Origin of the sequence: Ectothiorhodospira lacustris (genome assembly GCF_022227785.1) — a bacterium.
GTDB classification, from domain to species: domain Bacteria; phylum Pseudomonadota; class Gammaproteobacteria; order Ectothiorhodospirales; family Ectothiorhodospiraceae; genus Ectothiorhodospira; species Ectothiorhodospira lacustris.
Map to the genome: position 1 here is coordinate 1 of NZ_JAJNQM010000091.1, position 11,497 is coordinate 11,497.

Below are 11,497 nucleotides of genomic sequence, written 5' to 3' on the forward strand. Positions count from 1 at the left end.
TTCGCCCTGGTTTGCATCTGTGACCCTGGCGACAAAATTAAAGATCCCGGCTGCTGTGGGGGTTCCGCTGATGATTCCGTTTGCGGGGTTGATCTCAATCCCGGGGGGTAGTGTGCCAGCCTCTATCGCCCATGAATAAGGTGCTTGACCACCGTTTGCATTGAGTTTTGCTACATAAGATTGATCTACAACGCCGGCGGGAAGAGAAGTTTGGTTGATGGACGGCGCAGTAGAGACCGTGACAGACAGGTTCACCTCGCGAAATGACGAGGCTCCGTTACTACTGGATACGCGAACCACGAATCTATAAGAACCAGCTCTGGTGGGAATGCCAGACAAGATACCTTCGCTACTCAATGAAAGGCCAATAGCATCAAGGTTGATCCCCGCCACCGCAGACCATTCATAGGGTGTTTCTCCTCCATCGGCCTGGAGTAGAGCAATATAATCCTGATCAACTACGGCGTTTGGAAGCTGGTCAGTGAGGATTTGGGGGGCCTGGGGTGCATCTACAGCAATAGAGAGTGCCTTGATGTAATACTCGCCTCTACTATCGGTGACCCTGACATTGAAATTGAAAACACCCGACCGGGTGGGGATGCCCGAGATGCCACCTGTTGTGCTGTTAAGGGACAGTCTTTCAGGTAGCCGTGATCCTTCTTCAATGGACCAACTGTAACTCTGGGTTCCACCGGTGGCCCTCAAGACCTCGGCGTAGTCATTTCCACGCAGACCATTGTTAAGCGTATCCGTGGCGATGGAGACAGGCTCCACAGGTTGAGTAGGATCCGGATCCGGTTGGGGAGTGCTGGGTCGAGTGATTCTGATGACCCAGCTACCACCTGCTTCAATTTCTAGCAGATAATTGCCCGCTGCTAAGTTTTCGACAGCCCTTGCAGAGACATTGCCTGATTCAATCAAGAGACTGCGAATGCGATTAGCATTCTGGTCCAGTAGTGTCACGAAAAAGACACCGCTGCCGTTGTGAGTCATGTCAAAGAATACTGCACCCCCAGTCTGTATTTGAAATGGAAGGACATCATTACCTTGACCGGTAAATTCTAAGGGCCGTTCTGGTCTATTTTCACCCGAGTCAGCACCATTTTCTGGTGGGTTGGTAAATCCACCACCATCATCACCTCCACCACAGCCCGCGATGAACAGTGGGATCAGTAGCAGCAGACATATAAGATATTTTCGTCCGATGGTCATCGGCATGGCTCCAATGCGCTTGATTCGGGTGTTTCTTTATTCTTGCGTGGGAACATATCGGCGCTTAACGATTCAACGTCGATTCCTCCACCACCTTCGGCGTCACGAATACCAGCAGTTCCGCCTTGTTCTCGGTCCGGCTACGCTGCCTGAAGAGCTGGCCGATGATCGGCAGATCACCCAGGAAGGGGGTCTTGCGCAGCTGGTCCAGGCTGGTGATCTCGTAGATGCCGCCCAGCACCACGGTTTCGCCGTTGCGGACGAAGACCTGGGTGTTCACTTCGCGGGTCTCGATGGAGGGGGTGCCGCGGACTTCGCGGGTGCCGGCATTGTCCTTGTTCACCCGGATGTTGAGAATGATGTTGCCGTTGGGGGTGATCTGGGGGGTCACTTCGGTGGACAGCACTGCGTCGATGAACTGGATGGCGGTGGCGCCGGAGGTGGTGGCCTCTTCATAGGGGATGCGCTCGCCCTGCTTGATCACGGCGGTCTGGCCGTTGGCGGTGATGACCCGGGGGGTGGAGACGATCTCGCCCCGGCCTTCCACCTGCAGGGCCGTCAGTTCCAGGTCCAGCAGTACGTCCGGGCGCAGGATGGACAGGCCGATGCTGCCGGCGGGGGAGGTGACGGGCATGTTCACGTTCAGCCGGTCGTTCAGGCTGGGGATGTCCACCGGGAAGGGGGAGCCGCTGGTGTTGAGGTTGTTGACGGCATCGCGGATGATGCCGTCCGCGGCGGCCAGGCCGCCGCCGGTGCCGTAGATGGTGTCGCCGTGCTGACGCACGCCGGTGACGCCGAAGCGTACGCCCAGGTCGCGGGCAAAGTCATCGGTGGCCACTACGATGCGGGTCTCGATCAGTACCTGCTGTACCGGGATGTCCAGGGTGTTGATCAGGCGGCGGATTTCCTGCAGCGTGTCGGCGGTGTCCTGAACCAGCAGGGTGTTGGTGCGGGAATCCACGGTGATGCTGCCTCGTTCCGACAGGAACCGGTTCTGATCGCCGCTGATGATGCCGGCCACATCCGCAGCCCGGGCGTAGTTCACCTGGATGAATTCGGCCCGTACCGGGGCCAGTTCGGCTGCCTGACGCTGGGATTCCAGTTCCAGTCGTTCGCGGGCGGCGATCTCTTCCGAGGGGGCCACGAAGAGGACGTTGCCGTTCTGGCGCAGGGCCAGTCCCTTGGTTTTCAGAATGATGTCCAGGGCCTGGTCCCAGGGCACGTTGCGCAGGCGCAGGGTGATGTTGCCGGTCACGGTGTCGCTGACCACCACGTTGAGGTCGGTGAAGTCGGCGATGAGCTGCAGCACGGAGCGCACTTCGATGTCCTGGAAATTGAGGGACAGGCGTTCGCCGGTGTAGACGAAGCGTTCACGCTCCAGGATTTCCCGCTGTTCCCGGGTGAGGGGTTTGACCTCCAGGGTGTAGCTGCCTTCGGCTTGATAGGAGAGGACGTCGTACTCGCCGGTGACGGCGACGCTGATACGGACCCGCTCGGATTCCAGCACGGCGTCGATGGTCTGTACCGGGGTGGCGAAGTCGGTCACGTCCAGACGCCGTTCCAGTCGTTCCGGCAGGTGGGTGCGATGGAAGGACAGTTCGATGCGGCCGTCCTGCTCGCGCACGTCCACCGGGGTGCGGGGATCGCTGAGGGCGATGATGACCCGGCCTTCACCCTCGGGGCCGCGGCGAAAATCCACGTTGGAGATACCGCGGGCCTGTCGGGCCGGTGACGGGGCTTCCCGGGTGGGTGCGGGCAGGCCGGATACCGCAGGCGGGGCGGCGGCCGTGGCCGGGGCGCCGGCGGGGGCCAGGGTGAGCACCAGGTCGTTACCGTCCCGGCGGGTGTCGTAGCTCATCATGCGCACCAGGTTGAATACCACCCGGGTGCGGCCCGAGGCCTCCACGCTGTTGACGGACTGGGTCAGGCCCATGTTGATGGTCTGGCTGCGCTGGGGCAGGGCGTTGCGGGTCTCGGGAAAATCCAGGGCGATGCGGGCCGGATTGTCGATGGTGAAGCTCATGGGCTCCGGTGGCGGCGCGGTGAAACGCATGATGACCTGGAGTCGGTCGCCGGGCAGGGTGTTGTAGATGATCTGTTCCAGGGCGCGGGTCTGGGCGGCGGCGCTTTGCCAGCACAGGGCCAGCAGGCACAGGACCAGGAGGGCGAAGGGGCGCCCGGGGGACCGGGGGGCGGGGGCCGTCCGGGGCTGGGTGCGTCGCAAGGTTGCCGGTGTCATGCGTCTGTTCCTCGTTGCCTATTCTGTGAGCGCAATGGAGCCGCTGCGCTCCATATAGCCGCCGAATCCGTCCGGCACGATTTCTGTGATGTCGATGCCGCCGGGGCCGATCTGGTCGATGCGGCCGTGGTTCTGGCCCAGGTAGTTGCCTTCCGTTACCCGCTGGATGGTGCGTTCCGGGGTGCGGATCAGTGCCCACTGCATGCCGCCCTGTTCCAGGGTGCCCACCATGCGCAGGGTATCCAGGGGGAAGCGCTCCAGGTATTCGGGGGTGCGATCCACGTCGATGGTGATGCTGCCGGGGGTGCGGGTTGCGGTTTCGGCCGCGCGGGTGATGATCACGGCGCTGTCGAAGGGGTCGCGTTCGTGGCCCGGGTAGATGAAGACCTCGTGGGGGACGATCTCGGGAATGGGCTCGATGCGGCCGCCGGCGCGCTGTTTGGTCTGCTCTACATAGCGCTGCAGGTCCGAGAGGTCGCTGCCGCAGCCGGTCAGGCCCAGGGTGGTGACGGCCAGGAGGCCGGCCACAAGCGTGCCGGCGCGGCCTTGGGTGTGCCTGGGATCAGCCATCGGAACCTTCCAGGTAGCGATAAGTCTTGGCGGTGGCCTCAATGGTCAGCTGGTTGGTGCCCTGCTCGGGACGCAGGTTGATGTCGTGCAGGGTGACGATGCGAGGCAGGGAGGCGACGCCGCTGGTGAAGGTGGCCACCTGGTCATAGTTGCCTTTCATGCGCAGGCGGATGGGCTTTTCGGCGTAGAACCCGCGGCGGATCTCGTTTTCCGGGCGGAACAGGTCGATCTCCAGGCCGGATGAGAGGCCGGTCTGAGAGATATCCACCAACAGGTTGGGGATCTCGGTCTGGCTGGGCAGCTGGCGCAGCATGGTGCCGAAGCTGCGGCGCATTTCTTCCAACTGTGCCTTGTAGGCGTCCAGGTTGGCGGCGCGGCGCTGCTTGGTCTCGAACTGTTGGCGCAGCTGGATTTCCCGGGCCTCGGTTTGGCGGAGATTTTCGATCTGGCCTTTGGTGTCGAACCAGTAGCCGACGCCGAGCAGGGCGGCGGCCATGATCACCAGCACCAGAATCCGCGCCGGCATTGGTGCCGAGCCGATGGTCTTGAGGTCGATGTTGTTGAGGTCGTTGAGATCGAAGCTGCCCTTTTTCATCGGGATGCCTCCGTATTCTCGGTGCCGGGGGAGGCCTGGCGGACGGTGAGGCGGAAGTCACTCAGGCGCACGCCCCGTTCCTCACGGGTTTCGATCACCAGCAGGACCGGTTCGGCAAACCAGGGGGAGTCTTCCAGATTGCGCATGTAGGCGGAGACCCGGGCGTTGGATTCGGCCCGGCCGGTGACTTCCAGGTTGTTGTCGCGCTGGGTGACGCCGGTGAGGTGGGTGCCGCCCGGGAGGGTGTTGACCAGTTCGTCGAACAGCCGGACCACCAGCGGCCGGCTGGTTTGCAGTTCCTGGATGATGGTCATGCGGTCCACCAGGGCGCGGCGGGTGGCTTCCAGTTCCTGGATTTCGGCAATCTGCAGGTCCAGGAGACGAATCTCGTTCTGCAGGAAGTTGTTGCGCTGTTGTTGCTGCTGGATGAGGTTGTTGACCTGGACATGGGCCAGGAAGATCGCCACCAGGCAGGCCAGGCCCACCAGTGCGGCGATGACGGTAAATTCCTTTTGTTGTTCCTTGCGCCGTTGTTCTCGCCACGGGAGCAGGTTGATGCGGGACATCAGTCGAAACTCCTCATCGCAAGGCCGCAGGCGATCATGAGGGATGGGGCGTCCCTGCCCAGACGCTGCGGGTTGACGCGGGGGTGAAGGCTCATCCGGCTGAAGGGATTGCCCACCCGGGTGAGGGTGGCCAGCCGGGCTTCGATCTGTTCATCCACGCCGGGGATGGCGGCACAGCCGCCAGCCAGGATGATCTGGTCCACATGGGCATGGCTGCTGGCGGCATAGAAGAACTGCAGGAAGCGGGCGACCTGCTGGGACATGGTGTCTTTGAAGGGCTCCAGCACCTCGGGGACGTAGGTGTCGGGAAGGCCGCCTTCCTTCTTGCTGCGCCCCGCTTCCTCGTAGGACATGCCGAAGCGGCGCATGATGTCTTCGGTAAGCTGTTTGCCGCCGAAGCTCTGTTCCCGGGTGTAGATGATCTTCTGTTTGTGCAGGATGGTGATGGCCGTCATGGTGGCGCCCACGTCGATCACGGCGGCCAGGCCGTTGATGTCCATTTCCGGGGCCTGGGCGGCCAGGAGGGGGTAGGCGTGTTCGATGGCGTAGGCCTCCACGTCCACCACCTTGGGGGTCAGGCCCGCCAGTTCGGCGGCGGCCACCCGCATTTCTACGTTTTCGCTGCGGGAGGCGGAGAGCAGGACTTCCACCAGATCGGGATTTTTGGGCGCGGGGCCGATGATCTCGAAGTCCAGGTTGACCTCTTCCAGGGCGAAGGGGATGTACTGGTCGGCCTCGACCTGGATCTGCCCTTCCATTTCGTCATCCTTGAGATTGGCCGGCATGGTGATGACCTTGTTGATGACCGCCGAGGAAGGGACGGCCAGGGCGCAAAGCTTGTTGGTGCTGCCCAGGCGCCGGTAGGCGGATCTGACGGCCTGGCCCACGGCGTCCACGTCCTGGATGGTCTTTTCGACCACGGCGCTGCCCGCCAGGGGTTCGACGCTGTAGCCTTCCACCCGATAGCTGTTGCCTGAACGGGACAGTTCCACCATCTTCACGGAGGTGGAGCTGATGTCGATCCCGATCAGTGTGGGGCGTTTGCGGGCGAGTCCTATCACGGTGACCCCTTCAATTCATTGCGACACTTGGGTGGAGTGGCTTATAGTTTTTTCCAGATACTAGACCCAAGTTTTCGGAATTACTACCTTATGTCCCGCCGTTCATCCCTGTGGCGTGCGGTATTTCCGAAGAGTGGTTGCCTTCTCCCGATATCGGGCCGTGTTGTCGAGCCTGCAGGCATTTTCATGCGCTTCCTGATCAAATCCCTTGTCCTTGGCCTGATGGCCGTCTTCGGCGTGTTCACCCTGGGGGTGCTGTTCACGGCGGCTGCCTATGCCTATCTGGCACCGCAGATGCCGGATGTGGAGAGTCTGCGCGAGGTGCAGCTCCAGGTGCCGCTGCGAGTATACAGCCGTGATGGGTTGCTCATGGCGGAATACGGCGAGCAGCGCCGGGAGCCGATTGCCATCGACGATGTGCCCGAGCTGATGCGCCTGGCCTTTCTGGCGGCGGAGGACGACCGTTTCGAGACTCATCCCGGGGTGGATCATGTGGGTCTGATCCGGGCGGCGGTCAACCTGCTGACCACCGGTGAAAAGACTCAGGGGGGCAGTACCATCACCATGCAGGTGGCGCGTAACTTCTTCCTGGAGCGGGAAAAGACCTATACCCGCAAGCTGACGGAGATCTTCCTGGCCATCCGTATCGAGCGGGAGTTGAGCAAGGACGAGATCCTGGAGCTGTATCTGAACAAGATCTTCCTCGGGCAGCGGGCCTATGGGGTGCGGGCGGCGGCCCAGGTGTATTACGGGGTGGACGTGGATGCCCTGACCCTGGCCCAGATTGCGACGATTGCCGGCCTGCCGCAGGCCCCTTCGCGGGCCAACCCCGTCACCAATCCCGCCCGGGCCGTGGCGCGGCGCAATTATGTGCTGGGCAGGATGCATGAGCTGGGATACATCGATACCGCCGCGTTCGAGGCGGCCCGGCAGGCGCCGGAGACGGCCCGGCTGCATAACCCGGTGGTGCAGGTGGACGCGGCCCATGTGGCCGAGATGGTGCGAATGGACATGGTGGCCCGCTTCGGCGATGCGGCCTATACGGATGGGTATCGGGTGTATACCTCGCTGGACCCGGCCATGCAGGGGGCGGCCACCCGGGCCTTGCGGAAGGGGTTGATGGAGTACGACCTGCGCCATGGCTATCGCGGCCCCGAGGCGGAGATTGATTTGCGTCGGCATGAGACCGACGCGGCCCTGGATCGGGTGCTGGCGGATTATCCGCGGGTGGCCGGGCAGCTCTGGCCGGGCGTGGTGGTCGAGGCGAACGCCGAGCGGGCGACGGTCTACGTGGGGCGGGGGCAGCGGGTGACGCTGAACCGTGCTGCGGTGGAATGGGCGCGGCCCTACGTGAATGAGTCCACCCGGGGGCCGGCGCCCCGGGGGGTGTCGGACGTTGTGCGTCCCGGCCATGTGGTGCGTCTGCTGCGCGAGTCCGAGGACCGCTGGGTGTTGCGTCAGGTGCCGGCGGTGGAGGGGGCGCTGGTGGCCCTGGATGCCCGGGATGGGGCGTTGCTGGCCCTGGTGGGGGGCTATGATTTCTATCGCAGCAATTTCAATCGGGCCGTGCGGGCGGAGCGTCAGCCCGGTTCGGCCTTCAAGCCTTTCATTTATTCAGCGGCCCTGGGCCATGGCTTCTCTCCGGCCAGCGTGATCAATGACGCGCCCATCGTCATCGATGACGTGTCGTTGCAGGGGGAGTGGCGGCCGCGTAATTACAGTGGTCGCTTCTACGGGCCGACCCGGTTGCGGGAGGCCCTGGCCCATTCCCGCAATCTGGTGTCCATCCGGTTGCTGGATGAGGTGGGGGTGAATCGGGTACACGGTTATCTGGGCCGTTTCGGGCTGGATCCGGCGCGCCATCCCCGGTCGCTGTCCATGGCCCTGGGCAGTGGTTCGGTGACGCCGCTGGAGCTGACCCGTGCCTATGGGGTGTTCGCCAACGGCGGGTATCGGGTGGAGCCTTGGTTCATTGATCGGGTGGAGGACGCCGCGGGCGTGGTGGTGCTCCGCAGCGTGCCCCGCCGGGTCTGTGAGTCGCCCTGCAGGGCGCCGACGCTGCCGGATGATCAGGTGGCCAAGCTCGGGATGGACGGGCTGACATGGCCCTCCGGGGACGGCCCGGCCTTTCTGGCGGCGGAGCGGGCCATTCCGGCCTCCAATGCCTATCAGATGTACAGCATGATGCGCGACGTGGTGCAAAGCGGCACCGGCGGCCGTGCCCGTGCCCTGGGCCGGGAGGACGTGGCGGGCAAGACCGGGACCACCAATGAACTGCGGGATGGCTGGTTTGCGGGTTTCGGCGGCCATATCGTCAGTACCGCCTGGGTGGGCCTTGATCAGTACACGTCCCTGGGTCGGCGTGAGACTGGCGGTTCCACGGCCCTGCCCATCTGGGTGGATTTCATGGGGGAGGCCTTGAAGGGGCAGCCCCAGCGTCGTTGGTCCCAGCCTTCCGGCATGGTGAGTCTGCGGATTGATGCGGAAACCGGCGGCCGGGTGACCAGCCGGACCCAGCGCACGATCTTCGAGGCATTCACGCCGGAGCAGTTGCCGCCGGAGCTGCCCCGGGATGCGCCGGGTCCGATGGCGGATGAGCATACGCCGGAAAGTATCTTTTGAAGCTATCGGGAGGGCCGTCATGTCCACCAATGATCTTCGCGTGCGTCAGATGATTGCCGAGGAGGCGGCCCGCATTATCCTGGATGAAGGGGTGGTGGATTACCGCCTGGCCAAGCGCAAGGCAGCGGACCGGCTGGGGGCGGGGCAGACACGGAATCTCCCCAGAAACACGGAGATCGAGGAGGCGGTGATGGAGCGTCAGCGTCTGTTCGAGGACGACGAGTCACGGCTGCAGCTTCGGCATCTGCGTCAGGTGGCGTTGAAGGCCATGCGGATGCTGGCGTCCTTCAATCCCCGTCTGGTGGGGCCGGTGCTGACGGGGATTGTCAATGGCCGGGATGAGCTGACCCTGCATGTGTTTGCGGACAGTCCGGAGGAGGTCATTTTCTTTCTGCAGGATCGGGGCGTGAGCTGGCGGGCGGACGAACGCCGGGTGCGGAGCGGACAGGGCCATGTGCTTTACCCCTGCATTGAGTTTGGTGCGGAGGGGGTGGATGTGGATGTGGTGGTGTTCCCGGTGGACGGGATCCGTCAGCCGCCCCCGAGTCCGGTGGACGGACGGCCGATGAAGCGGGCGGGGGTGAAGGAGGTGGAGCAGATGTTGGAGGGGTGAGGGTAGGCCCCTCACCCCGTCCTATCAGCCGGCGTGGTACTGCTTGCCTTCTTCGTGCACTGTTTCCACCAGGGCGGCGACATTTTCCGGATCGATCTTCGGATGGATGCCGTGGCCCAGGTTGAAGACGTGGCCGTTGCCGTGACCGAAGCCGGCCAGGACCTTTCTGGCTTCTTCGCGCACCTTGTCGGGGGAGGCGTACAACACGGCCGGGTCCAGGTTGCCCTGCAGGGCCACGCGGTCACCCACGCGCTTGCGGGCATCGCTGATGTTGACGGTCCAGTCCAGACCCAGGGCATCGCAGCCGGTGTCGGCCATGATTTCCAGCCACTGCCCGCCACCCTTGGTGAACAGCACCACGGGTACCTTGCGGCCTTCGGCTTCGCGGGTCACGCCTTCGACGATGCGCTGCATGTACTGCAGGGAGAACAGGCGGTAGTTCTCCGGGCTCAGGGAGCCGCCCCAGGTGTCGAATACCATCACGGCCTGGGCGCCGGCGGCGATCTGGGCGTTCAGGTAGGCCACGACGGTGTCGGCCAGTACGCTCAGCAGGTGGTGCAGGGTGTCGGGGTCGTCATACATCATGCCCTTGATGCGGGCGAATTCCTTGGAGGAACCGCCTTCCACCATGTAGGTGGCCAGGGTCCAGGGGCTGCCGGAGAAGCCGATCAGGGGCACGCGGCCGTCCAGTTCCTTGCGGATCAGGCGCACGGCGTCCATCACGTAGCGCAGCTTGTCTTCCGGGTCGGGCACGCCCAGGGCGCGGATGGCGGCGGCGTCCTGTACCGGGCGCTCGAAGCGGGGGCCTTCACCCTCGGAGAAGTACAGGCCCAGGCCCATGGCGTCCGGGATGGTGAGGATGTCGGAGAACAGGATGGCGGCATCCAGGGGGAAGCGGTCCAGGGGCTGCATGGTGACTTCGCAGGCCAGCTCCGGGTTCTCGCACAGGTTCATGAAGCTGCCGGCCTTGGCCCGGGTGGCGCGATACTCCGGCAGGTAGCGGCCGGCCTGTCGCATGATCCAGATGGGGGTCGTGTCCACAGGCTCGCGCAGCAGGGCCCGCAGGAGTCGGTCATTTTTCAGTTGGCTCATGAGTTCTCGATGCACATGGGGTTAAACCCCCGATTATACGAAGGGTTGTCCGTGTACGTATATGGATGGAGGGGTGTTTACCCGGGCCAGGTCATGAAAACGGCCGATGTGCCGGTCTGAGTTGTCGCCATGTGCCGGCGGGGAGGCTCCCCCGGGTGCGGGGGCGTCCTGGGGGGAATGGCCTTCTTTTGGCCGTCACTCCCGCGAAGGCGGGAGTCCAGGGGTTTCGGGATGCCGCATGGATTCCCGCTTTCGCGGGAATGACGGTGGGTAGATGGTCGGCGTGGCCGTGGGGGGCTGTGGATTCCCGCCTTCGCGGGAATGACGTGTCTAGCGAGGGATGAGGTATTCAATGGCCCGGGAATGGTGTTCTTTTGGCCGTCACTCCCGCGGAAGCGGGAGTCCATGTTTTCAGGGGGCCGCCTGGATTCCCGCCTTCGCGGGAATGACGGTGGGTAAATAGCTGACGCAGCCGTAGATTCCCGCTTTCGCGGGAATGACGGGGGTAAATAGCCGACGTATCCGATGAGGAACGATGTACTCAGTGGCCCGGGAATGATTCAATGACCAAGGAGTGAGGCGGCGTCAGGACAGGCGGCTTTTGACCATCCCACTGACCGCGGCCATGTCGGCGCGGCCTTGCATGCGGGGCTTGAGCAGGTTCATGACCTTGCCCATGTCCCGGGCCGATTCGGCGCCGGATTCGGTCAGGGCGGCATCGATCATCTGCCGGATTTCATCGTCCGTCAGGGCCTGGGGCAGGTAGGCCTGGATCACCTCCAGCTCTGCCTGCTCCACCTGAACCAGATCGTCACGGCCGGCCTGCTGGTACTGGGTGATGGATTCGCGGCGTTGCTTCACCATCTTGTCCAGTATGGCCAGAACCTGGGTGTCGTCGAGTTCGGTGCGGCTGTCCACTTCCACCTG

The 11,497-nt window shown here is 63.5% G+C and carries 10 protein-coding genes; 2 read left to right on the top strand and 8 right to left on the bottom strand.

Features of this window, described 5'->3' with window-relative positions:
• The 6 genes from LQ952_RS13840 to LQ952_RS13865 all read right to left on the bottom strand — a co-directional run.
• A partial coding sequence (locus LQ952_RS13840; RefSeq protein WP_238623215.1) for an Ig domain-containing protein occupies positions 1-1,212 on the bottom strand: 1,212 nt, incomplete at its 3' end.
• A gap of 64 nt (positions 1,213-1,276) precedes the next feature.
• Positions 1,277-3,451 (bottom strand): type IV pilus secretin PilQ, encoded by a 2,175-nt coding sequence (locus LQ952_RS13845; RefSeq protein WP_238623216.1) that lies wholly within the window; start codon positions 3,449-3,451, stop codon positions 1,277-1,279.
• 18 nt (positions 3,452-3,469) lie between these two features.
• Positions 3,470-4,021: a pilus assembly protein PilP gene (locus LQ952_RS13850; protein ID WP_238623217.1), complete on the bottom strand. Its 552-nt coding sequence runs from the start codon at positions 4,019-4,021 to the stop codon at positions 3,470-3,472.
• A complete protein-coding gene (locus LQ952_RS13855) occupies positions 4,014-4,616 on the bottom strand; it encodes a type IV pilus inner membrane component PilO (RefSeq protein WP_238623218.1) in 603 nt (200 codons plus the stop codon). The genes LQ952_RS13850 and LQ952_RS13855 overlap by 8 nt, the downstream gene beginning before the upstream one ends.
• Entirely contained in the window at positions 4,613-5,182 is a 570-nt protein-coding gene (locus LQ952_RS13860; protein ID WP_238623219.1) for a PilN domain-containing protein, read from the bottom strand. Before LQ952_RS13860 ends, LQ952_RS13855 begins: the two co-directional genes overlap by 4 nt.
• Positions 5,182-6,243, bottom strand: a complete 1,062-nt coding sequence (locus tag LQ952_RS13865) for a type IV pilus assembly protein PilM (RefSeq protein WP_238623220.1) — start codon at positions 6,241-6,243, stop codon at positions 5,182-5,184. Before LQ952_RS13865 ends, LQ952_RS13860 begins: the two co-directional genes overlap by 1 nt.
• Positions 6,244-6,429: 186 nt before the next feature.
• On the opposite strand from LQ952_RS13865, the gene LQ952_RS13870 reads away from it, so the two are divergent.
• The gene (locus tag LQ952_RS13870) at positions 6,430-8,865 is read left to right on the top strand and encodes a penicillin-binding protein 1A (RefSeq protein WP_238623221.1); all 2,436 of its coding nucleotides are present in this window, start codon (positions 6,430-6,432) and stop codon (positions 8,863-8,865) included.
• A gap of 19 nt (positions 8,866-8,884) precedes the next feature.
• Positions 8,885-9,478 (top strand): hypothetical protein, encoded by a 594-nt coding sequence (locus tag LQ952_RS13875; RefSeq protein ID WP_238623222.1) that lies wholly within the window; start codon positions 8,885-8,887, stop codon positions 9,476-9,478.
• 24 nt (positions 9,479-9,502) lie between these two features.
• On the opposite strand, the gene hemE is transcribed toward LQ952_RS13875, so the two are convergent.
• Both hemE and LQ952_RS13885 read right to left on the bottom strand, forming a co-directional pair.
• Positions 9,503-10,570, bottom strand: coding sequence for a uroporphyrinogen decarboxylase (gene hemE / locus LQ952_RS13880; protein WP_238623223.1), 1,068 nt, complete (start codon positions 10,568-10,570; stop codon positions 9,503-9,505).
• Between the two features lie 585 nt (positions 10,571-11,155).
• On the bottom strand, positions 11,156-11,497 hold a 342-nt coding region (locus LQ952_RS13885; RefSeq protein ID WP_238623224.1), incomplete at its 5' end, for a GatB/YqeY domain-containing protein.

Bases quoted from the DNA above. Each gene is read 5' to 3' on its own strand.
- hemE (WP_238623223.1), bottom strand. From the start codon at position 10,570: ATGAGCCAACTGAAAAATGACCGACTCCTGCGGGCCCTGCTGCGCGAG.
- LQ952_RS13860 (WP_238623219.1), bottom strand. From the start codon at position 5,182: ATGTCCCGCATCAACCTGCTCCCGTGGCGAGAACAACGGCGCAAGGAA.
- LQ952_RS13875 (WP_238623222.1), top strand. From the start codon at position 8,885: ATGTCCACCAATGATCTTCGCGTGCGTCAGATGATTGCCGAGGAGGCG.
- LQ952_RS13870 (WP_238623221.1), top strand. From the start codon at position 6,430: ATGCGCTTCCTGATCAAATCCCTTGTCCTTGGCCTGATGGCCGTCTTC.
- LQ952_RS13855 (WP_238623218.1), bottom strand. From the start codon at position 4,616: ATGAAAAAGGGCAGCTTCGATCTCAACGACCTCAACAACATCGACCTC.
- LQ952_RS13845 (WP_238623216.1), bottom strand. From the start codon at position 3,451: ATGACACCGGCAACCTTGCGACGCACCCAGCCCCGGACGGCCCCCGCC.
- LQ952_RS13850 (WP_238623217.1), bottom strand. From the start codon at position 4,021: ATGGCTGATCCCAGGCACACCCAAGGCCGCGCCGGCACGCTTGTGGCC.